The following is a 22,028-nucleotide window of genomic DNA, read 5'->3' as shown; positions in this document are numbered from 1 at the left end:
CGGAATTGGCTGAAATCCTCGGTCTGACCTGCGGGAATGGCCGAACTACGTGCCCGCCGTGACCTTCACCGACCCCCGTACCTCCTCGTAGGTGCGGGGGTCGAAGTCTCCCGCCGTGGGGGCCGCGACCGTGGCCGCGGAGAGGGCCACCGCGCGGGTCAGGCGGTCCGGCCAGTCCAGGCCTTCGGTGAGGGCCGAGAGCAGGCCCGCGACGGCGGAGTCGCCGGCGCCGGTGGGGTTGCCCGTCAGGGTGCGGGGCGGGGCCGCCCGCCAGGTGCCCAGGGCGGTGGCGGCGAGCAGTCCTTCCGGGCCGAGCGAGGTGACCACGGCGTGGGCCCCGCGGCGGCGGGCGTCGCGGGTGGCGGGCAGCGGGTCGCGGGAGCCGGTCAGCTCGGCGAGCTCGGCGGCGTTCGGTTTGATCACGTCGGGGCGGGCGGCGACCCCGCGGCGCAGGGCCTCGCCGCTGGTGTCGAGGAGGACGGGCACGCCGGCCGAGCGGGCCGTCCGTACGAGGGCCGCGTAGGCCCCTATGGGTACGCCCGGGGGCAGGCTGCCGCACAGGGCCACCGCGCGGGCGCCGCCCGCCAGCAGGGCCTCGTAGCGGGTGAGGAACGCGGACCACTCGGCGGCGGTGATCAGCGGGCCGGGTTCGTTGAACTGCGTGGTGTCCCCGGAGGCCTCGTCGACGACGGCCAGGGTGCGGCGGGTGGTGCCCGCGCAGGGGACCAGTTCGTCGCGGACGCCGGGGGAGCCGGCGAGCAGTTCGCGTACGACGGTTCCCGTGGGGCCGCCCGCGAAGCCGGTCGCGGTGACCTCGTGGCCGATCGCGGCGAGCACGCGGGCCACGTTGAGGCCTTTGCCGCCGGGGCGTTCGGTGACCTCGGTGACGCGGTGGGAGGCGTGCGCGAGCAGGCGCGGTACGCGGTAGGTGACGTCGAGTGCGGTGTTGAGCGTCACGGTCAGGATCATGGCGGGTCCCGGGTTCTTCGGTGGTGCCGCCTCGTGCGGGGGGACAGCATGTCAAACACAGGAGCGGTCGGCCCAGTACCCCGGGCCGACCGCTTTCGTGGAGGGGCCCGATCAGTTGCCCGCCGCGAGCGGGTTCACGATCCATTCGCCGCGCCGCATGACGCCCCGGACGTCGAAGGCCGAGTCGAGGACGACGAGGTCCGCGTACTTGCCGGGCTCCAGCGAGCCGACCTGGTCGTAGACGCCGATCAGCTTGGCCGGGTTGGCGGAGATCGCCTGGACCACGGACTCGACGGGGAGCTTGTCGAGGGTGACCGACCGCTTGAAGGCGGTGTCCAGGGTGAGGGTGGAGCCCGCGATGGAGCCGCCCTCGACGAGGCGGGCGACGCCCTCCTTGACCTCGACCTCCAGCGGGCCGAGGTGGTAGATCCCGTCGCCGAAGCCGGCCGCGTCCATCGCGTCGGTGATCAGCGCCACCCGGTGCGCGCCCGCGTGGTGGAAGGCCAGCTCCAGCATGGCGGGGTGCAGGTGGGTGCCGTCGTTGATCAGCTCGACGGTGACCCGCTCGTCCTCCAGCAGGGCCGCGATGGGGCCGGGGGCGCGGTGCTCCATGCCCGGCATCGCGTTGTAGAGGTGGGTGGCGACGGTCGCGCCCGCGTCGATGGCTTCGAGGGTCTGCTCGTACGTGGAGTCCGTGTGGCCGATCGCGGCGATGACCCCGTGCTCGGCGAGCAGCCGTACGGAGTCCAGGCCGCCGGGGAGTTCGGTGGCGAGGGTGAACATGCGGGCGGCGCCGTGCGAGGCGTCGATCAGCTTGCGGACCTCGGCCGGGTCGGGGTCGCGCAGGAGGTCTTCCTTGTGCGCGCCCTTGCGGCAGGCGTTGATGAACGGGCCCTCGAAGTGGATGCCCGCGATGTCGCCCTGCTGGGTCAGCTCGGCGAGCAGTCCGGCGCGGCGGGCGAGCTCGTCCAGGTCCCCGGTGACGGTGGAGGCGACCAGGGTGGTGGTGCCGTGCTCGCGGTGGGTCCGTACGCCCTTGAGCACCTCCTCGGCGGTGCCGGAGGTGAAGGAGGCTCCGCCGCCGCCGTGGTTGTGCATGTCGACGAAGCCGGGGACGATCAGGCACCCGGAGAGGTCGACGACGGCCGCGTTCTCCTCCGCGCTGCCGGCGATGCGCTCGCCGTCGACGATGAGGCGTCCGCCCTTGACGATGCCCGTGGGCAGCACCACGTCGGCGCCGGAGAGAACGGTGCTGCGGCCCACATGTGCGCTTCCGGACATCAGGCAGGTACCTCCGTGGCGAGTAGATCCCAGGCGAGCAGCCCTGCGCCCAGGCATCCGGCGGTGTCCCCGAGGGCCGCCGGGACGATGTGGGGCAGCCGCTGGAACGTCACGCGTTCCTCGACGGCCGTCCGTAGTGGTGTGAACAAGGTTTCCCCGGCCTCGGCCAGTCCGCCACCGATGATCAGCGTGCGCGGGTCCAGCAGGGTGATCGCGGTGACCAGCCCGTCGGCCAGGGCGCCGATGGCGGCGAGCCAGACCTCCAGGGCGCGCTCGTCGCCGGATTCGACGGCCTTGGCGCAGTCCGCGGCGTCCGCGTCGGGGTCGCCGGAGGCGGCCGCCCAGGCGCGGCTGACGGCGGAGGCGGAGGCGAGGGTCTCCAGACAGCCGCGCTGGCCGCAGCCGCAGGCGGGGCCGCCGGGGCGGACCACGATGTGGCCGATCTCGCCCGCGTAGCCGTGCGCGCCGGCCTCGATGCGGCCGGCGATGCCGATGGCTCCGGCGATGCCGGTGCCGAGGGGGACGAACAGGAAGCGGTCGGCGCCGCGGCCCGCGCCGATGCGGCCTTCGGCGAGTCCGCCCGTGCGGACGTCGTGGCCCAGCGCGACCGGGATCCCGCCGAGGCGTCTGCCGAGCAGTTCGCGCATGGGGACGTCGCGCCAGCCCAGGTTCGCCGCGTAGACGGCGATCCCGTTCTCGGCGTCGACGATGCCGGGGACGGCCACGCCGGCCGCGGAGGCGGTGGTGGCGAAGCGTTCCCGGCCGAGGTCGAGGAGCTCGGCGGCGAAGTCCTGGATCGTCTCGACGACGGCTTCGGCGCCCCGCTCACGGCCGGTGGCGCGGCGCGCCTCGTGGAGCAGGGTGCCGTCGGCGGCGACGAGGGCGGCCTTCATCCCAGTGCCGCCCACATCGAGGGCGATGACGTGTTTCACGGGTTTCACGGGTGACAGTCTCGCGTGATCGGAGGGCAAAGGTCTAGTCCACTGGGAGGGATTGTTGAGTAGCCATACAAATTCGGGACCTTCGCCGGCGGGTGGGCCGGTACACGGGTCCGTACGCGGGTCCGCACGCGGGTCCGTGTGCGGGTCCGTACGCATGTGCGCGTGCAGGCTGTGTGCACGTTTGGGGCCGGATGTTGACCAGGCTCAAAAGTGGTGTAGACCTTTACGCGAATCGTACGGAACAACCTGGGGTGGAACGAGAACTTTGAAGGCGCGAACTGTCCAGGCCAGAAAGCTGAACCTCGCCGCGTCCGGCCTCGCACTGTGCCTGACCACCGTGACGCTGACCGGTTGCGGCGCCGTGTCGGGCGTCACCGGGAACAACGAGGTCACCCTGAAGGTCGTGGCGGCCGACTACGGGGACAAACCGGAAAACTCTTCCAAGCCCTACTGGAAGGACCTCGCCGCTTCCTTCGAGAAGCGCAACCCCGGCATCAAGGTCCAGGTCGACGTCTATTCCTGGTCCGAGGTCGACGCCAAGGTCGCCGAGATGGTCAAGGCCGGCGACGCCCCCGACATCGCCCAGATCGGCGCCTACGCCGACTACGCGGCCGAGGGCAAGCTGTACTCCGCCGACGAGCTGCTCTCCGTGAACACCCAGGCCGACTTCCTCGAACCGCTCGCCGAGGCCGGCAAGGTCCGGCGCGTCCAGTACGGCATGCCCTTCGTGGCCAGCACCCGGCTGATGTTCTACAACGAGAAGCTGTTCGCCGACGCCGGAGTCATCCCCAAGGACGGCAAGACCCCCTGGCAGCCCAAGAGCTGGGCCGAGCTGGAATCCGCCGCCAAGAAGCTCAAGGCGGACGGAGTCCCGACGCCCTTCGCGCTGCCCCTGGGCCGCGAGGAGGCGCAGGCCGAGACCATGCAGTGGCTCCTCGCGGGCGGCGGAGGCTACGCCGACAACGAGGACGCGTACGCGATCGACTCCCCGGCCAACGTCAAGACCCTGGAGTTCCTGCGCGACAAGCTGGTCGGCGCGGGCCTGACCGGCCCCGTCGAACCGGCCAAGCTGGACCGCCAGGCCGCCTTCGACTCCTTCGCGCGCGGCGAGGTCGGCATGCTCAACGGGCACCCGACCCTGCTCAAGCAGGCCGCCGCCAAGGGCGTGCGGTACGGCATGACGCCCATGCCGACCTCCGACGGGGTGCCCCACCCGACGATGGGCGTCGCCGACTGGGTGATGGCCTTCAAGACCGGCCACCAGATGCAGTCCGGGAAGTTCCTGGACTTCCTGTACGAGGCGAACAACGTGACGGCCTTCACCGAGAAGTACGACCTGCTCCCGGTCACCACCAGCGGCTCCCGGGCCATGGACGCCTCTACGGGCGCCTCCTCGGCGGAGCTGAAGACCTTCCTGCACGCACTGCCCAACGCGCGGCTGTACCCGGTGGGCAAGAAGTCCTGGTCGGCCGTGAGCGAGGACGTCAAGAAGAACATCGGCAAGGCCGTACAGCCGGGGGGACAGCCCGAGAAGACCCTCGCGGATCTCACGGAGATGGCGCGCAAGGCGGACTCCCGCTGATCCGGGCCGCCGAGCGGGGGCTGTCGTAGCTGTCGTAGGGCGGAGTTAATCTGGCCGTATGACGGACGCGGACGAGAGGCCGCCTGCCGCGCTGAGCGCCGACGAGGCGGCCGTACTGGCCTACGAAGGGCGCACCTGGCCCGGGCCGGGCGCCAAGGAGCGGGCCATAAGGGAAGGACTGGGGATGCCCCCGGTCCGGTACTACCAGCTGCTCAACGCGCTGATGGACGATCCCAGGGCGCTCCGGCACGCGCCGGGCACCGTGAACCGCCTGCGGCGCATCCGCGAGGCCCAGCGGGCGAGGCGGTAGCGGCGGGGCCGGGCGGGTTCAGGGGGGATCCGTGGCGGATGTGGCGGATCCGCAGCGGGTCATGGCCGGAGCCGTGGACCGCGCCGTAGCCGTGGCCCGGCTGGGCCGTTAGGGTCGAGCGTATGGGGAGCCATCCGCACGATCTGCCGATGCCCGTCACCACCGCCGGACGCGAGGGACTCGAAGCCCTCCTCCGCGCACCGCGCCGCTCCGTCGTCGCCCTCGACTTCGACGGCACCCTCGCCGACATCGTCCCCGACCCCGACCAGGCACGCGCCCACCCCGGAGCCGTCCCCGCGCTCGCCGCCCTCGCCCCCGAGGTCGGCTCCATCGCGGTCGTCACCGGCCGGCCGGCCGGGGTCGCCGTCCGCTACGGGGGCTTCGCCGGGGTCCCGGGACTCGAACACCTGGTGGTGCTCGGGCACTACGGGGCCGAGCGATGGGATGCCGTGAGCGGCATCGTGCACGCTCCGGCCGAGCATCCGGGGGTGGCGGCGGTCCGGGCGGAGCTGCCCGGGTTCCTGGACGCGATCGGCGCGTGGCGCGGGACCTGGATCGAGGAGAAGGGCCAGGCGCTGGCCGTCCACACCCGCCGCGCGGCCGACCCGGAAGCGGCCTTCGCGGCCCTGCGCGAGCCCCTGGCGGGGCTGGCGGCCCGGCACGGCCTGATGGTCGAACCGGGCCGGGCCGTACTGGAGCTGCGGCCGCCGGGGATGGACAAGGGCGTCGCCCTCACGGAGTACCTCGCGGAGGTGGGGGCGCAGGCCGTGCTCTACGCCGGGGACGACTTGGGGGACCTCGCGGCGTACTCGGCGGTGGAGAAGCTGCGGGCGGGGGGCATGCCGGGGCTGCTGCTGTGCAGTGGCTCCGCGGAGGTTCCGGAACTCGCCTCCCGAGCGGACCTGACGCTGTCCGGTCCGTCGGAGGTCGTCGCCTTCCTGGCGGCGTTGGCCGGGGCCGTGCGTGCCTAGTCTTTGACGCGTGCCAGCGTGCCTGCGTGCCCGGTGGGCGGGTGCGGCTCGGTGCCCTGCGGGGCCGTCCCCTACCCACCCTTCTACCGTTCCCCGGGCTCCGCCCAGACCCGCGCCTCAAACGCAGGCGAGGCTGGGATGGGCCGGCGTGCTGGGTTGCCGCGCAGCGGCAATTCCAGCCCCTCCGGCGTTTGAGGAGCGGGGTCTGGGGCGGAGCCCCAGGAGGGGTCCGGGCGCAGCCCGGGGAACGGTGGAAGGGCGGGTAGGGGACTTTGCCCCGCGCAGCGGCGAGGGTCGCAGCGGGGGCTTTGCCCGCGCAGCGCTGAGGGGCGCCGTGGGGGCTTTGCCCGGGTAGCGGTGAGGGGCGCCGTGGGGACCTGGCCTCGCGCAGCGGTGCGGGTTGCTGCGGGGGTTCGCCCCGGGCGGGGGCGCGGTCAGGTGCGCAGGGCGTCCAGTTGGGACGTGAGCCACTGGGCCGGCGGGAGGGCCGTGGACGCCGCGGCCAGGCGTTTCGTACGGTCCGCGCGCTCCGCCGCCGGCATGGACAGGGCGGCGTGCAACGCCTCCGCCGTCGCCGTCACGTCGTACGGGTTCACCGTCAGCGCATCCGCCCCGAGCTCCTCGTACGCCCCCGCCCCGGTGGACAGCACCAGCGCGCACCCCGCCTCCGACACCACCGGGATCTCCTTCGCGACGAGGTTCATGCCGTCCCGCACGGGATTGACCAGCGCCACGTCCGCCAGCCGGTACGCCGCCAGCGACCGCGCGAAGTCGTCTTCGACGGAGACCAGTACCGGCTGCCAGCCGGCCGTGCCGAACTCCGCGTTGATCGAGGCCGCCAGCTCCCGCACCGACTCGGTGTACTGCCGGTAGACGGTCAGGTCCTGCCGGGAGGGGTACGCGGAGGCCAGGTGGACCACCCGCTCCCGCCACTCGGGGTGCGTGACCAGCAGCTCCCGGTACGCCAGCAGCCCCCGCAGGATGTTCTTCGACAGCTCCGTGCGGTCCACCCGGACGATCGTCTTCAGCCCGCCGACCTCCGCCCGCAGCGCCGCCAGCTTGTCGTCCACCTCCGGCCGGTGCGCGAGCGCGCGCAGCTCGTCCCCGTCCACGCCGAGGGGGTAGGGGGTCACCGCGGCGAACCGCTTCTCCCCGTACGTCCCGCGGTCCGCGAGCAGCTTGCGGTGCCACACCCCGGCCTGTCCGTCCCGGGGGAAGAAGGGGTCCGCGATGCCGGTCGCGTCATCGAGCTTCGCGCCGGCGATGAAGTTGTCGGCCCACCCCCATGTGTGGAAGCCCAGCCGGTCCGCCCCGAGCATCCCCCACACCAACTGGCTCCGGATGTCCGCCGGGAGCATCTCCAGGAACTCCCGCGAGGCCCACGGCGTGTGTGTGAAGTGCCCGATCCGCAGGTCGGGGCGGAGCTCCCGGAGCATTCCGGGGGCCAGGGCCAGGTGGTAGTCCTGGATCAGGACCGCCGCCCCCTCGGCCGCCTCCTCCGCCAGCGCCGCCGCGAAGGCCTCGTTGTAGGTGACGTACGAGCCCCACTGCCGCCGGAACTCCGCGTCGAAGACCGGCTCGCGCGGGATCTCGTACAGGTGGTGGTGGAGGAACCACAGCACCGAGTTCGCGATGCCGTTGTACGCCCCGTCGTAGACCTCCGGGTCGATCGGCAGCATCCGTACGCCTGGCTCGGCGACTCCCCGCCGTACCGCCTCCCGGTCCGCGTCGGACAGGGCCGCGCAGATCCACAGCGCCTCCGGCTGCTGCGCGAGGGCGGCGGAGAGGCCGGAAACGAGGCCGCCCCCGCCACGGCGGGCACTGAGCGTGCCGTCCGTGGCGAGGGCGTACGAGAGGGGGCCGCGATTCGCGGCGACGAGCACCTGGGAAGCCATGCGGCGAACCTAGCCCGCCTCGCGTCCGGTCAAACGTCAGCGCCCGCGCACGCGCCGCACCGAGAGGAAGACCACACCGCCGGGTGCCGTGAGCGTGGCGGACGGGAGCCGATTCGGGCGTTACGCCACGCGGCGGCGCGCGTACTCCTCGATGTCGATCATCGGCGGCCGCTCCTCGGTGTCCACGGCGTAAGTGTGCGGTACGAACCCCTCCGGGCCCCGCTCGAACTGCGTCAGCTCCGGGCGTACGAGGTGCCCGCGCGAGAGCCTGACCTGCGCCGTGCGGTAGATCGCCGCGGCCATCCGCCCCAGCGCCTGGCCGTCCTGGTGGCGGTGCAGCCGTACGCCCACGTCGACCTGGGCCAGGGCGTCCAGCCCGGCCGCGTGCAGCGCGTCCACCAGCAGGCCCAGCTCGACGCCGTACCCCACGGGGAACGGCAGCCGCTCCAGCAGCTCGCGGCGTACGGCGTACTCACCGCCCAGCGGCTGGACGAAGCCGGCCAGCTGCGGCCAGTGCAGGTTGAGCAGGGGACGGGCCACCAGCTCCGTGACCCGGCCGCCCTGGCCGTGGGCCTTGGCGGAGGCCGGGGCGTACGGGTCGCCGAACTCCTGGCCGAGGGGCCGGTCGTACATGGCCTTGACGAACCGCACGTCCGGATCGGTCAGCAGCGGGCCGACGATCCCCGAGACGAAGGTCGCCGAGAAATCGCGCAGGTCGGCGTCCACGAAGCAGACGATGTCGCCGCTGGTGGCGAGCAGCGAGCGCCACAGCACCTCGCCCTTGCCGGGCAGCGCCGGGATCCGCCGCAGGACCTCGTCGCGGTGCACCACCCGGGCCCCGGCCTTGGCCGCGACCTCCGCGGTGCGGTCCGTGGAGCCCGAGTCGATCACGACGAGCTCGTCCACCAGGGGCACCGGCAGGCCCTCGATCAGATCGCGCCGGATGACTTCGACGATCTCGCCGACCGTCGCCTCCTCGTTCAGCGCCGGCAGCACCACGCTCACCGTGGTGCCCGCTGCCCGCTTGGCCGAAAGCAGCTGGCCGAGCGGTCGGTCGGCGGCTGACCAGGAGCGGTCTGCCAGCCAGCGCTCCACCTCTTCCAGCACCTTCAGCACTCCCTGGTTCATCATTGGGTTCATCACTGGTTTGGACCGAAATGTGATCCATCTCGCGGTTCGGACGGCTGTCTCAACCACCCGGGCCTTCGGTTACAGTCTTGAACAACGCGAAGGTCCACCGCATGCCGGGGGTCCCCGCGTACAAACGCACCGGCGCGCCACAGAGCGCGTGTGCCGGTGCCATACCGCTCATCCAGAGGGGCAGAGGGACACGGCCCGTTGAAGCCCCGGCAACCCTCCAGTCGGTTCTCGCGATCGCGCACACCAGCGCCGCCAGCGAGGTCCCCGGCTAGGGAAGGTGCCAATTCCGTCTCATGGCGAAGTGCGCCATGGGGAAGATGAGGAGAAAGGGCCTCGCCATCATGGCTGCACAATCTGTCGCAACCTCTGCCGAAACCGTTGAAAACGCTTCTGGCGCCTCTGTTGATCTCGGTCCCGCCACCGGCCTCTCCTGTCGTGAGTGCGGTACCCGCTTCGAGCTCGGCCCGATCTTCGCCTGCGCCGAGTGCTTCGGACCGCTCGAAGTCGCCTACGACCTGCCGCTGGGCGACCCGGAAGCCCTGCGCGCCGCCATCGAGGCCGGCCCGAACAACATCTGGCGCTACGCGCCGCTGCTGCCCGTCCCGGCGGACGTGGCCTCCAAGCCGAGCCTGAACCCGGGCTTCACCAAGCTCGTGGACGCGGCCAACCTGGCCAAGGAGCTCGGCGTCACCGGCAAGCTCTACGTCAAGGACGACTCCGGCAACCCGACGCACTCCTTCAAGGACCGCGTCGTGGCCATCGCCGTCGAGGCCGCCCGCGCCTTCGGCTTCACCACCCTCTCCTGCTCCTCCACCGGCAACCTGGCCGGCGCCGTCGGCGCCGCCGCCGCCCGCGCCGGCTTCCGCTCCTGCGTGTTCATCCCGCACGACCTGGAGCAGGGCAAGGTCGTCATGGCCGGTGTCTACGGTGGCGACCTCGTCGGCATCGAGGGCAACTACGACGACGTCAACCGCTTCTGCTCCGAGCTCATCGGCGACCCGCTGGGCGAGGGCTGGGGCTTCGTCAACGTCAACCTGCGCCCGTACTACGGCGAGGGTTCCAAGACCCTGGCGTACGAGATCTGCGAGCAGCTCGGCTGGCAGCTGCCCGACCAGATCGTCATCCCGATCGCGTCCGGCTCGCAGCTCACGAAGATCGACAAGGGCCTGCAGGAGCTGATCAAGCTCGGCCTCGTCGAGGACAAGCCGTACAAGATCTTCGGCGCCCAGGCCGAGGGCTGCTCGCCCGTCTCGACCGCCTTCAAGGCCGGTCACGAGGTGGTCCGCCCGCAGAAGCCGAACACCATCGCCAAGTCGCTGGCCATCGGCAACCCTGCGGACGGCCCGTACGTCCTGGACATCGCGCGCCGGACCGGCGGCTTCGTCGAGGACGTCAACGACGAGCAGGTCGTCGAGGCCATCAAGCTCCTCGCCCAGACCGAGGGCATCTTCGCCGAGACCGCGGGCGGCGTGACCGTCGGCGTGACGAAGAAGCTCATCGAGAACGGGCAGCTCGACCCCGCGCTGACCACCGTGGTCCTGAACACCGGTGACGGCCTCAAGACCCTGGAGGCGGTGGCCGAAGGTGGTGGCCAGACCGCCACCATCCGCCCCAGCCTGGACGCGTTCCGCGCCGCCAACCTGGCCTGATCCTCTTCTCCCTGCACACCGGAAAGGCAGTAGCGCCATGAGCGTCAACGTCCGCATCCCCACCATCCTGCGCACCTACACCGGCGGCCGGGCCGAGGTCTCCGCCGAGGGCGCGACCCTCGAAGAGGTCATCCAGTCCCTGGAGACCAGCCACCCCGGCATCGCCGCGCGCGTCTTGGACGACCAGGGCAAGCTGCGCCGGTTCGTCAACGTCTACGTGAACGACGACGACGTGCGCTTCGAGGGCGGGCTGCAGACGTCCACTCCGGACGGCGCCGGTATCTCGATCATTCCGGCCGTCGCGGGCGGCTGCTGAGCCCCGTACGGCGTGCGCGAGACCTCGTAGAAACTGAATTGCCCCCTCCGTTACCAAACGGAGGGGGCAATTCTGCTGGGTTGGGCGCGGTAGAGTTGGGGAAGTCCCCTCCGCTGTTCTTGCCCGCCGCATATGAGCGGGCCGCGAGAGGGTTGACATTGAGTCAACATGCAAGTGCGCTATGGGTCGTTGGCGTGGTTTGTCCGGCCCGAGTTGCCCTGGAATATTCTGGGTTTTCACCTTATTTCAATCTTTTGCCGTGTCCAGAATTCTCGTCGGAATGACCTGTTGCAGACAGCAGCGGTGCGGATACATTCAGCCCCGGTCGAGGCGTTCCGGCGCAAGTTCTGACCCGGGACCGCGAAGTGCGGTCCTGCGCAAGGGCCAGTAATAGGGGAGTTAGGCATGGCTCAGGGCACCGTCAAGTGGTTCAACGCGGAGAAGGGCTACGGCTTCATCGCGGTCGACGGTGGTGCGGATGTGTTCGTCCACTACAGCGCCATCCAGATGGACGGGTACCGCACCCTTGAAGAGGGTCAGCGGGTCGAGTTCGAGATCTCGCAGGGCCAGAAGGGTCCGCAGGCGGACATGGTCAAGCTCGCCGCCGGCTAGTCCGACCGCGATCGACCACCGACACGTACGGGGCCACGCACGGCGGCCGCGTACGACGGCACAACGGCATATGTACGAGGGGCCCACATCCTGGACACGGGATGCGGGCCCCTCGTGCGTGGCGGCTCCGGCGCCCTTGGCGCGCCTGGCTGTTCATCCCGGGTTGCCCGAAGCCGCTTGCACTCGGGGGGGTCGAGTGCTAATCATTGGCGTTAGCACTCTCCAGGTGAGAGTGCTACCTATACGAGGACCGGGTCAGTGAGGCCCGCAGGGTCCGGCGGGAAGAAACCGCCGGGCACGCAGGCCGTCCGTCGCGGGCGCGGGCGCGGTCCGGGAGCAATCCACCGCTGTCCGGGAGGACCACTTCAGATGGCCAAGATCATTGCGTTCAACGAGGAGGCCCGGCGCGGTCTCGAGCGAGGCATGAACCAGCTCGCCGACGCCGTCAAGGTCACCCTTGGCCCCAAGGGTCGCAACGTCGTCCTTGAGAAGAAGTGGGGCGCCCCCACGATCACCAACGATGGTGTCTCCATCGCCAAGGAGATCGAGCTCGAGGACCCGTACGAGAAGATCGGCGCCGAGCTGGTCAAGGAAGTCGCCAAGAAGACGGACGACGTCGCCGGCGACGGTACGACCACCGCCACCGTTCTCGCCCAGGCGCTCGTCCGCGAGGGCCTGCGCAACGTGGCCGCCGGTGCGAACCCGATGGCCCTCAAGCGCGGTATCGAGAAGGCCGTCGAGGCCGTCTCCGCCGCCCTGCTGGCGCAGGCCAAGGATGTCGAGACCAAGGAGCAGATCGCTTCGACGGCCTCCATCTCCGCCGCCGACACCCAGATCGGCGAGCTCATCGCCGAGGCCATGGACAAGGTCGGCAAGGAAGGCGTCATCACGGTCGAGGAGTCGCAGACCTTCGGCCTGGAGCTCGAGCTCACCGAGGGCATGCGCTTCGACAAGGGCTACATCTCGGCGTACTTCGCCACCGACATGGAGCGCATGGAGTCGTCCCTCGACGACCCGTACATCCTGATCGTCAACTCCAAGATCGGCTCGGTCAAGGACCTGCTGCCGCTCCTGGAGAAGGTCATGCAGTCCGGCAAGCCGCTGCTGATCATCGCCGAGGACGTCGAGGGCGAGGCGCTCTCCACCCTCGTCGTCAACAAGATCCGCGGCACCTTCAAGTCCGTCGCCGTCAAGGCCCCGGGCTTCGGCGACCGCCGCAAGGCCATGCTCGGCGACATCGCCATCCTCACGGGCGGCACGGTCATCTCCGAGGAGGTCGGCCTCAAGCTCGAGAACGCCGGTCTCGACCTGCTCGGCCGCGCCCGCAAGGTCGTCATCACCAAGGACGAGACGACCATCGTCGACGGCTCCGGTGACAGCGACCAGGTCCAGGGTCGCGTCAACCAGATCCGCGCCGAGATCGAGAACTCCGACTCGGACTACGACCGCGAGAAGCTGCAGGAGCGCCTGGCGAAGCTCGCCGGCGGTGTTGCGGTCATCAAGGCCGGCGCCGCGACCGAGGTCGAGCTCAAGGAGCGCAAGCACCGCATCGAGGACGCCGTTCGCAACGCGAAGGCGGCCGTCGAAGAGGGCATCGTCGCCGGTGGCGGCGTGGCCCTGCTGCAGGCCTCCTCGGTCTTCGACAAGCTCGAGCTCACCGGCGACGAGGCGACCGGCGCCAACGCCGTCAAGCTCGCGCTGGAGGCCCCGCTCAAGCAGATCGCCGTCAACGGTGGTCTCGAGGGTGGCGTCGTCGTGGAGAAGGTCCGCAACCTGCAGATCGGTTGGGGCCTGAACGCCGCGACCGGCGAGTACGTGGACATGATCGCCGAGGGCATCATCGACCCGGCGAAGGTCACCCGCTCTGCCCTGCAGAACGCGGCGTCCATCGCGGCTCTCTTCCTCACCACCGAGGCCGTCATCGCCGACAAGCCCGAGAAGGCCGGCGCCGCTGCCGGCGGCGGCATGCCGGGCGGCGACATGGACTTCTGATCCACCCCCGGGCTCCGGCCCGAAGGTAGATCGGCTGTTCGCATCACGTACCGAGGGCGGCACCCCCAGCTGGGGGTGCCGCCCTCGGGCGTTTGTGCGGGCCTAGAAGCCGGTGGTGTCGATGTCGAAGTCGAAGGGCTCCGGGACGTGCAGGGGCTCACCGAAGGAGACCGTCTTGCGGGAGCGGTATCCGTGCGGGGAGGGGTCCCAGAAGCAGGTGATCTCCGAGTCCTGCATGTCGACGACCAGGTAGACGGGGACGAGCAGGCCGTACACGTCCAGCTTTTCGTTCCAGTCGGCGTCTCTCGTAGACACCGAGGTGAACTCCGCTACTAGGGACAGAGCCGCACCGTCCGCGTGTCGGCCCTCCCCGTCGAAGGCCGCCTCATCCGCAACGAACAGGTCTGGCCCATAGGCGCGCTCGGAGGCCGAGAAGCGGAAGAGGAAGGGTGCTGTGTCCGCACCATGTCCTTCGGGGGCGTGGGCCTCGATCTGCTTCCGGAGCGCACGCATGGGCCGGTAGTAGCGCAGCTTGGAAAACGGCGACACGACGATCTTCCCCCGGATGAGCTCGGCCTTGAAGCCGTCTGGCGTGTTCATCTCCGCAACCGTCTGCAGGAGCTCCTCGAATGTCGGCAGCACCGACAGCCTCTCTATGGGTGTGGCCCGCTCGGTCATGATCGTCACCGTCATCCTCCGGATGGCGTGCTGTGCCCCTGAATGTGTGCCTCGTCCCAGGCTAGCGGCGGGCAGATCGCCGTGCCCGGCCTATGGGACGGACTGCCCCAGCCCCCCGACCTTTGGTTGACTGCAGACATGACTGATGTGTTCGTCAAGATCTGCGGGCTCAAGACCGCGCACGACGTCGAGGTCGCCGTGGCCGCCGGAGCCGATGCCGTCGGCTTCGTGTTCGCGCCCGGCAGTCCGCGTACGGTCGACGCCGCCACCGCGCGGGAGCTGGTCGCCGGGGTGCCGGACGGGGTGCTGACCGTCGGGGTGTTCCGGGGGCAGTCCGTCGCCGAGGTGCGGCGGTTCGCCGAGGAGAGCGGCGTACGGGGCGTGCAGCTGCACGGCGAGGAGGGCCCGGAGGACTTCGCGGCGCTGCGCGCCGAGGGCCGCACCCTGCTGCGGGCCACGGCGCTGCCCGTGGAGCGCTGTGGGGAGTACGGGGAGGACCTGCTGCTCCTCGACGCCCCGGACCCCGGCTCCGGCAAGCCGTGGAACTGGGGCTCGGCGGAGTTCACCGCCCCGGCCGGCCGCTGGCTGCTGGCGGGCGGGCTGACCCCGGCCAACGTGGGCGAGGCCGTCGCGGTCACCGGCGCGTGGGGCGTGGACGTGTCCAGCGGCGTGGAGAGCGAGCGCGGGGTGAAGTCCCCGGACCTCATCCGCGCCTTCGTCACGGCGGCCCGGGGCTCTTAGCCGTGCGGCGTTCGAGGGCCGGGGTCCGGGGCGGAGCCCGAGGGGTCCGGGCGCAGCCCGGCACCCCCTCCCCAGCCCGTCCGGCGCTTGAGGACCGGGTCAGGGCAGAGCCCTGGGAACGGTGGAAGGGCGGGTAGGGGACTTCGCCTCGCGCAGCGGCACACCCGCGGCGGCAGACCGCGACGGGCGGCCCCCGGCTCCGGCGCCCCGCCCGCGGCCGGGCGTCAGGCGAGCGAGTCGATCCAGCGCTCCAGGCGGCGGCCCTCCGTGGCCATCATCTCCGGGTCGCGGAGGGTGTTCGTGAGCAGCGAGATGCCCTGGTACGAGGCGATCAGGGCGACCGCGAGCTCACGGGCGTCCTCGGCGCGGCCCAGGGCGAGGAACTGCCGCTCGGCCCAGTCGAGCAGCACCCGCATGACCGTGGCCAGAGTCTGGTCGAGGCCGTCGTCGCGCTTGTCGAGCTCGGAGGCGAGCGAGCCGGTGGGGCAGCCGTAGCGGGCGGTGAGCTCGCGCTGCTCGACCCAGCCGGAGACGAGGGCCTTCAGCCGGTCCTGGGGGGTGGGGAGCGCGTCCAGGGCGGCGATCAGACCGGCCAGGTGCTGCGCGTGGGCGTCGATGGCCGCTTCGACGAGCTGGTCCTTGGTCTTGAAGTAGTAGTAGACGTTGCCGAGCGGGACGTCGGCCGCGCGCGCGATGTCGGCGATCGTCGTCTTCTCCATGCCCTGTTCGTGCAGGACCCGGGCCGCGGCCGCGGCGAGGCGTTCGCGCTTGCCGCCGCGCCTGCCGCCGGCTGCTTCGACAGCATCTGAGTAAGTCACCTGACTAAGTGTAGACGGGCGCCGTCCCGGAGGGCTATGGTCACCCCAGGAGTTAGTCAGTCGACTAACTCACTTCGCGGGTGGGGGCCTTTCATGATCGTCATCACGGGTGCGACCGGAAACGTCGGCAGCGAGCTGGTACGGATCCTCGCCGCGGCGGGAGAGCGGGTCACGGCCGTCTCCCGCCGGGCGCCGGAGGGCGCCCTGCCCGAGGGGGTCCGCCACCACCGGGCCGACCTCGCCGAGCCGCAGAGCCTGAAGCCCGCCCTCGCCGGGGCCGCGGCCCTGTTCCTGATGGTCGCGGGCGAGGAGCCGCAGGCGGTCCTCGACCTGGCCGCGGAGGCCGGCGTACGCAGGGTCGTGCTGCTGTCCTCGCAGGGGGTCGGGACCCGGCCCGAGCAGTACGGGCACCCGGCCGCCTTCGAGGAGGCCGTCCGCCGGTCGGGCCTGGAGTGGACGGTCCTGCGCTCGGGCGGGCTCGACTCCAACGCCTTCGCCTGGGCCGAGTCGATCCGTACGCACCGCACGGCCGCCGCGCCCTTCGGGGACGTCGGGCTGCCGACGGTCGACCCGGCCGACGTGGCCGAGGTCGCGGCGGCCGTCCTGCGGGGCTCCGGGCACGCGGGCCACACGTACGACCTGACCGGCCCGGCTCCGGTCACCCCGCGCGAGCGGGCCGAGGCCATCGCGGGGGCGATCGGTGAACCGGTGCGGTTCGTGGAGCAGAGCCCCGAGGAGGCCCGGGCGCAGATGCTCACCTTCATGCCCGAGCCGGCCGTGGAGGGCACCCTGGCGATCCTGGGCGCGCCGGTCGCCGCCGAACGGGCCGTCAGCCCGGCCGTCGAGCGGATCCTCGGCCGGGCCCCGCGCCCCTTCGCGGCCTGGGCTGACCGCACGGCGGCGGCCTTCCGCTGACCGGCCCGTCTCCCGGAACCCGGGTCCCCCCATTGCCCCCCACCGTCCAGCGCGTCCCCCCCGCCTCTCCCGGAGGAGCAGCACCCATGCCCGTACAGCCCGTCCTCGACTCGACGATCCACTACCGGGAGGCCGGTGCGCCCGCGGGCGTCCCCGTCGTCTTCCTGCACGGGAACCCGACCTTCTCCCACCTCTGGCGGGACGTCCTGTCCGCCCTCGGCGGTGGTCCGGCCCGGCTGCTCGCGCCGGACCTGATCGGCATGGGGGACTCGGGCAAGCCCGCCATCGGCTACGACTTCGCCGACCACGCCCGCTACCTCGACGCCTGGTTCGACGCGCTCGGCCTGGACGACGCGGTGCTCGTCGGGCACGACTGGGGCGGCGCACTCGCCTTCGACCGGGCCGCCCGGCATCCGGGGCGGGTGCGCGGAATCGCGTTCACCGAGACCATCGTCAAGCCGATGAGCTGGGAGGAGTTCCCGGAGGGCGGCCGCGAGCTGTTCCGGGCGATCAAGACCCCGGGGGTGGGGGAGGCCATGCTCCTCGACGCGAACGGGTTCGTCGAGGCGCTGTCCGGCAGCGGCGTCCGCCCGATGGACCCGCGCGACCTGGACGTGTACCGGGCCCCGTACCCGACGCGGGAGAGCCGGCGCCCGCTGCTCCAGTGGGCCCGGTCCATGCCGCTGGGCGGGGAACCCGCCGAGGTGGTGGAGCGCGTGGCGGCGTACGGGAACTGGCTGGCGGGGAGCCCCGCGACACCCAAGCTGCTGCTGACCTTCGCCCCGTGGCCCGGGGCGATGACGGGACCGGAGGCCGTGGAGTGGTGCGCGGCGAACATCGCGGGCCTGGAACTCGCCCGGCACGACGACGTGCCCGCCGGGCACCACACCCCCGAGGACCATCCGCTGCTGGTCGCGGCGGCGGTGGCGGACTGGGCGGAGCGGCACGGTCTGTGGCGGTGAGTCGGGTGCCCCGATCGGCGACGGGGGCGGGGCGAAGGGCGGGCGACGGGGGTCTTCGGACCCTCCGGCGGCGGACGTAGGTCCCTGTCGGTGGGCCTTCCGCCCCGGGGAGACTTCCCAGCATGGACACTCTGGATTCGGTGATCGTCAACGTCAACGATCACCTCTGGACCTACCTGCTGATTCCGCTGGTGGTCGGTGCGGGCCTGTACTTCACGGTCCGCTCCCGGGGTGTGCAGCTGCGCCTGCTTCCCGAGATGTTCCGGGTGGTGAAGGAGAAGACCCCGCCGCGAGCCGACGGCCGCAAGCAGGTCTCGTCCTTCGGCGCCTTCACGATCTCCGCCGCCGCGCGCGTCGGTACCGGCAACATCGCCGGTGTGGCCGCCGCCATCACCCTGGGCGGCGCGGGCGCCGTCTTCTGGATGTGGATGATGGCGCTGATCGGCGCGGCCTCCGCCTTCGTGGAATCGGCCCTCGCCCAGCTCTACAAGGTGCGCAACGCCGGCGGCGCCTATCGGGGCGGCCCGGCGTACTACATGCAGCGGGCGCTCGGTAAACGCTGGCTCGGGGTGCTCTTCGCGGTGACGATCACCGTCACCTTCGGCTTCGTCTTCAACGCCGTACAGGCCAACACCATCACCGCCGTGGCCTCGGGCTCCCTCGCCGACGCGGACGGGTCGAACTGGTTCGGCCCCTCCCTCGGCGTGCTGCTGGCCGCCCTGCTGGGCCTGGCCGTCTTCGGCGGGGTCAAGCGGATCTCGTCCATCACCACGGTCCTGGTCCCGGTGATGGCGATCGTCTACCTCCTCCTCGGCGCGGCGGTGGTCCTCCTCAACATCACCGAGTTCCCCCGGGTCATCGCGGACATCGTCGGCGGCGCCTTCGGCTTCCGCGAGCTGGCGGCCGGCGGTATCGGCGCGGCGATCCAGCAGGGCATCCGGCGCGGCATGTTCTCCAACGAGGCGGGCCTGGGCTCGGCCCCGAACGCGGGCGCGGCCGCCGAGGTCTCGCACCCGGTCAAGCAGGGCCTCGTACAGTCCCTGGGCGTCTTCTTCGACACGCTCCTCGTGTGCACGATGACGGCCTTCATCGTCCTCGTCACCAACCCGGAGCTGTCGGGCCGCCAGGGCGCGGACCTGACGCAGACGGCGCTGAGCGACACGCTGGGCGGGTGGGCAGGACACCTCCTCACCGTTGTGGTCTTCATGCTCGCCTTCAGCAGCATGATCGGGAACTACTACTACGGCGAGACCAACATCCAGTTCATCACCCGCAAGCGGTGGGTCCTTCCGGGGTACCGGGCGCTGGTCCTGTCGGCGGTCGTCCTGGGCTCGCTCGGCTCGGTGTCGATCGTCTGGAACCTGGCGGACGTGTTCATGGGCCTCATGGCCCTGATCAACCTCGCCGCGATCATCCCGCTGTCGGCCATCGCCTTCCGCCTCCTGGACGACTACCTCGCCCAGCGCCGGGCGGGCCTGGAACCGGTCTTCACCCGGGACCGCATGCCGGACCTGAAGGGCATCCAGTGCTGGGACCCGATCCGCACGACGGTCCCGTCGGCGCAGGCGCGGGGGAACGGGTGTAGCGGGGGCCCGCGCCACTCGATCGTGGGACGCTGAACGAAGCGGCCGCATGCCGTGAACCCGTCTGTCTACGCTCGCTGGCATATGCCACAGGAGAGGGGACCCGCGATGACCGCAGCCATGGTCGAGCCCGACCGCAACGCCGACGGCCCCACGTGGGAGTACCTGCTGCAGAGCTGGCGTGACCTGGACGTGCCGGAGGGATGGCGCGCCGAGATCGACGGAGGACAGATCACCTTGGTGCCGCCGCCCCACCGCCACCACAACGGAATCGCGGCCAAAGTGCAGCGCGCCTTGTACGGGATCCTGCCGCCCGAGTGGGAGGTCTATCAGACCCTCGGCATCCACATCGCCGCCCTGGACAAGCTCTACGTCCCGGACCTCGTGGTCGCCCCTGCCGCCCTGGTCGATGACGTGGCAGCCGAGGTATCCGACCCCGTCGACGCAGCTGAGTCCTTGCTCGTCGTGGAGATCACCTCCAAGAGCAACGCCGAGGACGACCGGAAGAAGAAGCTCTGGGCCTACGCCCACGCCCCCGTCCCGGTCTACCTGCTCATCGACCGCTTCGACGAGCACGGCCCCACGGTCACCTTGTTCACCGAACCGGAGAACGGCGCGTACAAGCACGCCGTCCGGGTCGCCTTCGGCGACGAGTTGCGGCTCCCCGAGCCCTTCGCGCTGACGCTGGACACGGGGAGCTTCCCGCACTGATCCAGGGCAGGACTGCTAGACCGCCGGGCCGGAGACGGCGACCGGGCCGTCCGGCTCGACCGAGGTCACGACCGCCGTCTCCCGCAGGGATTCGACTTGGTCGGGGGAGAGGTGGGCGCTGAAGCCGTTCAGGGCGTGGCGGTAGACGTGGACCGGGGTGATCCCGTAGGCGTCCGCGACGGCGGCCGGGTCGAGACCGCGGTGCACGGTGACGATGTACGCCGGCCACTCGGCCGGGGCCGTACGGGAGGCGGGAGCGGCTGGTCCGGTGGCGGCGGCGAGGGGGGCGGCGTGCGCGGGCAGGGCGGCCGAGGCCGCCAGGGCGAGGGCGGCGAGGGTCGTCGGCAGGGTCCAGCTCGTACGGGTACGCATGACGGCGAGGCCACCACGTACGGCCGGTCCGGTCAACGACCTGCGGCGGCGCGGCGGTCGCGGGCGGGGGTGAACTGCGGGAACCGTGAGTGCGCCCCTCCCCGGATGCGCGTGCGGTGGCTTCCGTAAGGGTGAACCTGCCGACCAGTGCCACACGGGGCGGGAGGGCCGGCAGTACCCGGGAGACCAGCGGACGGAATCCTTTCTTCAGTCGGTACGAGAATCAGCCCGCAGTGCGGCCGTACGGCCGGTCCGGTCCGGTCAAGGCCTGCGGCCGGCCCGCCGATGAAGGGGAGGGCCGCACTCCGGGACGCGTTCCCCGTCGACCGGAGGCGGCTTCCGCATGCCGCCCTCCACCCTTCGGGAGTCCCCTCGATGTCCATGCGCCTGCTCGCCCGCGCCGCCACCGCCGCGCTGCTCGCCGTCACCCCGGTGGCCGTCGGTACCGCCTCCGCCGACGTCGCGCCCGTGCCCACCCCGGTGCCGCTGACCGTCTCGGCCAACGCCATCCCCGGCCAGTACATCGTGACGCTGGAACCCGGCTACGACCCGGCCAAGGTGGCGGAGCGGCTGGGCCTCAAGCCGAAGTACCTCTACACCAAGGCCATGAACGGCTTCGCCGTCCCCATGACCAAGCTCCAGCTGGAGATCGCCCGCGTCGCCCTGGGCGTGAAGTCGGTCGCGTCGGACGCGAAGGTCTCGACCCCGTCGAGCGTGCAGACGAAGGCCACCGCCGCCCACGCCCTGCGCGGGCCGTCCGCCTCCTGGGGTCTGGACCGGATCGACCAGCAGGCCCTGCCGCTCGACAGCACTTTCACCACCCAGGGCAATGGGGCCGGGGTGACCGCGTACATCCTCGACACGGGGATCGACTACAAGCACGACGAGTTCGGCGGCCGGGCGACCTTCGGCTTCGACGCGATCAAGGACGGCCGCGACGGCCAGGACTGCAACGGCCACGGCACGCACGTCGCGGGTACGGTCGCCGGCAAGACGTACGGAGTGGCGCGCAAGGCGTCCGTGGTCAGCGTCCGGGTCCTCGACTGCACGGGCACGGGAGACTCCTCCGGGATCATCGCGGGCCTGGACTGGGTGGCCAAGAACGCCAAGCAGCCCGCGGTCCTCAACGGCTCCCTGGGCGGCGACAAGTCCGAGGTCCTGAACGAGGCGGCGAACGCCGTGACGGACGCGGGCGTCCTGCCGGTCATCGCGGCGGGCAACTCCTCGAAGGACGCCTGCTTCGTCTCGCCCGCGTCGGCGGGGAAGGTGTTCACGGTCGCGGCGAGCAACCAGTGGGACGAGGAGACCAGCTTCTCCAACTACGGCACGTGCGTGAGCCAGTACGCGCCCGGAGAGGCGATCGTCTCCGCCAAGCTGGGTGGCGGCAGCGTGGTCGAAAACGGTACGTCCATGGCCGCACCGCACGTCACCGGAGTGGCCGTCCTCTACAAGCAGGCGAACCCGGCCGCGACGCCGCAGGACATCGTCGAATACCTGGACGACAACTCCACGAAGGACGTCCTGAAGAGCGTCAGCAAGGGCACCTCGAACCAGCTGCTGTTCACCAACGGCCTCTGACCGCCGCGGACA

21 protein-coding genes and 1 riboswitch are annotated in these 22,028 nt (G+C 71.3%); of the genes, 13 read left to right on the top strand and 8 right to left on the bottom strand.

Going from position 1 to position 22,028, the window contains the following annotated elements:
• Window positions 1-45: 45 nt before the first annotated feature.
• The 3 genes from OG247_RS19780 to OG247_RS19770 form a co-directional block, all read right to left on the bottom strand.
• Complete coding sequence (locus tag OG247_RS19780; protein ID WP_327253507.1) at window positions 46-969, bottom strand: 1-phosphofructokinase family hexose kinase; 924 nt, start codon at window positions 967-969, stop codon at window positions 46-48.
• 111 nt (window positions 970-1,080) lie between these two features.
• Window positions 1,081-2,250 carry an N-acetylglucosamine-6-phosphate deacetylase gene (nagA, locus tag OG247_RS19775; RefSeq protein WP_327253506.1) on the bottom strand — a complete coding sequence of 390 codons (1,170 nt, stop codon included), beginning with the start codon at window positions 2,248-2,250 and terminating at the stop codon, window positions 1,081-1,083.
• Window positions 2,250-3,143: an ROK family protein gene (locus tag OG247_RS19770; protein WP_243339592.1), complete on the bottom strand. Its 894-nt coding sequence runs from the start codon at window positions 3,141-3,143 to the stop codon at window positions 2,250-2,252. Before OG247_RS19770 ends, nagA begins: the two co-directional genes overlap by 1 nt.
• A 313-nt stretch (window positions 3,144-3,456) precedes the next feature.
• Here OG247_RS19770 and OG247_RS19765 point away from each other — a divergent pair, with 313 nt between their 5' ends.
• From OG247_RS19765 to otsB, 3 genes are all read left to right on the top strand, one after another.
• Window positions 3,457-4,773 (top strand): extracellular solute-binding protein, encoded by a 1,317-nt coding sequence (locus OG247_RS19765; protein WP_327253505.1) that lies wholly within the window; start codon window positions 3,457-3,459, stop codon window positions 4,771-4,773.
• Window positions 4,774-4,831: 58 nt separating this feature from the next.
• Complete coding sequence (locus tag OG247_RS19760; protein ID WP_327253504.1) at window positions 4,832-5,083, top strand: DUF3263 domain-containing protein; 252 nt, start codon at window positions 4,832-4,834, stop codon at window positions 5,081-5,083.
• A 122-nt stretch (window positions 5,084-5,205) separates the two neighbouring features.
• Window positions 5,206-6,054: a trehalose-phosphatase gene (gene otsB, locus OG247_RS19755; protein WP_327253503.1), complete on the top strand. Its 849-nt coding sequence runs from the start codon at window positions 5,206-5,208 to the stop codon at window positions 6,052-6,054.
• Between the two features lie 434 nt (window positions 6,055-6,488).
• Here otsB and OG247_RS19750 read toward each other — a convergent pair whose 3' ends face one another.
• Complete coding sequence (locus OG247_RS19750) at window positions 6,489-7,949, bottom strand: alpha,alpha-trehalose-phosphate synthase (UDP-forming) (protein WP_327253502.1); 1,461 nt, start codon at window positions 7,947-7,949, stop codon at window positions 6,489-6,491.
• A gap of 120 nt (window positions 7,950-8,069) precedes the next feature.
• The gene (locus OG247_RS19745; RefSeq protein ID WP_327257550.1) at window positions 8,070-9,056 is read right to left on the bottom strand and encodes a glucosyl-3-phosphoglycerate synthase; all 987 of its coding nucleotides are present in this window, start codon (window positions 9,054-9,056) and stop codon (window positions 8,070-8,072) included.
• Window positions 9,057-9,254: 198 nt separating this feature from the next.
• Window positions 9,255-9,413: riboswitch (SAM riboswitch) on the top strand.
• 17 nt (window positions 9,414-9,430) lie between these two features.
• Here OG247_RS19745 and thrC point away from each other — a divergent pair.
• The 4 genes from thrC to groL all read left to right on the top strand — a co-directional run bounded on the left by thrC (window position 9,431) and on the right by groL (window position 13,658).
• Window positions 9,431-10,738, top strand: a complete 1,308-nt coding sequence (gene thrC / locus OG247_RS19740) for a threonine synthase (RefSeq protein ID WP_327253501.1) — start codon at window positions 9,431-9,433, stop codon at window positions 10,736-10,738.
• A gap of 37 nt (window positions 10,739-10,775) precedes the next feature.
• On the top strand, window positions 10,776-11,054 hold the full coding sequence (locus OG247_RS19735; RefSeq protein ID WP_327253500.1) for a MoaD/ThiS family protein: 279 nt from the start codon (window positions 10,776-10,778) through the stop codon (window positions 11,052-11,054).
• Window positions 11,055-11,459: 405 nt separating this feature from the next.
• Window positions 11,460-11,666, top strand: a complete 207-nt coding sequence (locus OG247_RS19730; RefSeq protein ID WP_008743607.1) for a cold-shock protein — start codon at window positions 11,460-11,462, stop codon at window positions 11,664-11,666.
• Between the two features lie 369 nt (window positions 11,667-12,035).
• Entirely contained in the window at window positions 12,036-13,658 is a 1,623-nt protein-coding gene (groL, locus tag OG247_RS19725; protein WP_327253499.1) for a chaperonin GroEL, read from the top strand.
• 102 nt (window positions 13,659-13,760) lie between these two features.
• On the opposite strand, the gene OG247_RS19720 is transcribed toward groL, so the two are convergent.
• Window positions 13,761-14,336, bottom strand: coding sequence for a Uma2 family endonuclease (locus tag OG247_RS19720; RefSeq protein WP_327257549.1), 576 nt, complete (start codon window positions 14,334-14,336; stop codon window positions 13,761-13,763).
• Between the two features lie 138 nt (window positions 14,337-14,474).
• Between OG247_RS19720 and OG247_RS19715 the strand changes: the two genes are divergently transcribed.
• On the top strand, window positions 14,475-15,077 hold the full coding sequence (locus OG247_RS19715; protein ID WP_327253498.1) for a phosphoribosylanthranilate isomerase: 603 nt from the start codon (window positions 14,475-14,477) through the stop codon (window positions 15,075-15,077).
• 224 nt (window positions 15,078-15,301) lie between these two features.
• Here OG247_RS19715 and OG247_RS19710 read toward each other — a convergent pair whose 3' ends face one another.
• The gene (locus OG247_RS19710) at window positions 15,302-15,895 is read right to left on the bottom strand and encodes a TetR/AcrR family transcriptional regulator (protein ID WP_327253497.1); all 594 of its coding nucleotides are present in this window, start codon (window positions 15,893-15,895) and stop codon (window positions 15,302-15,304) included.
• A 93-nt stretch (window positions 15,896-15,988) separates the two neighbouring features.
• Between OG247_RS19710 and OG247_RS19705 the strand changes: the two genes are divergently transcribed.
• From OG247_RS19705 to OG247_RS19690, 4 genes are all read left to right on the top strand, one after another.
• Window positions 15,989-16,810: an SDR family oxidoreductase gene (locus tag OG247_RS19705; protein WP_327253496.1), complete on the top strand. Its 822-nt coding sequence runs from the start codon at window positions 15,989-15,991 to the stop codon at window positions 16,808-16,810.
• 86 nt (window positions 16,811-16,896) lie between these two features.
• Window positions 16,897-17,772 carry a haloalkane dehalogenase gene (locus OG247_RS19700; protein ID WP_327253495.1) on the top strand — a complete coding sequence of 292 codons (876 nt, stop codon included), beginning with the start codon at window positions 16,897-16,899 and terminating at the stop codon, window positions 17,770-17,772.
• A gap of 122 nt (window positions 17,773-17,894) precedes the next feature.
• Window positions 17,895-19,391: an alanine/glycine:cation symporter family protein gene (locus OG247_RS19695; RefSeq protein ID WP_327253494.1), complete on the top strand. Its 1,497-nt coding sequence runs from the start codon at window positions 17,895-17,897 to the stop codon at window positions 19,389-19,391.
• 72 nt (window positions 19,392-19,463) lie between these two features.
• Window positions 19,464-20,066, top strand: a complete 603-nt coding sequence (locus OG247_RS19690) for a Uma2 family endonuclease (RefSeq protein WP_327253493.1) — start codon at window positions 19,464-19,466, stop codon at window positions 20,064-20,066.
• 15 nt (window positions 20,067-20,081) lie between these two features.
• Here OG247_RS19690 and OG247_RS19685 read toward each other — a convergent pair whose 3' ends face one another.
• On the bottom strand, window positions 20,082-20,438 hold the full coding sequence (locus tag OG247_RS19685) for a protease inhibitor I9 family protein (protein ID WP_327253492.1): 357 nt from the start codon (window positions 20,436-20,438) through the stop codon (window positions 20,082-20,084).
• Window positions 20,439-20,819: 381 nt separating this feature from the next.
• Between OG247_RS19685 and OG247_RS19680 the strand changes: the two genes are divergently transcribed.
• Window positions 20,820-22,016 (top strand): S8 family peptidase, encoded by a 1,197-nt coding sequence (locus OG247_RS19680; RefSeq protein WP_327257548.1) that lies wholly within the window; start codon window positions 20,820-20,822, stop codon window positions 22,014-22,016.
• The last annotated feature ends 12 nt before the right edge of the window (window positions 22,017-22,028 follow it).

The sequence above is a fragment of the Streptomyces sp. NBC_01244 genome, assembly GCF_035987325.1.
GTDB lineage: Bacteria > Actinomycetota > Actinomycetes > Streptomycetales > Streptomycetaceae > Streptomyces.
This window is presented reverse-complemented; position numbering and strand designations above follow the sequence as displayed.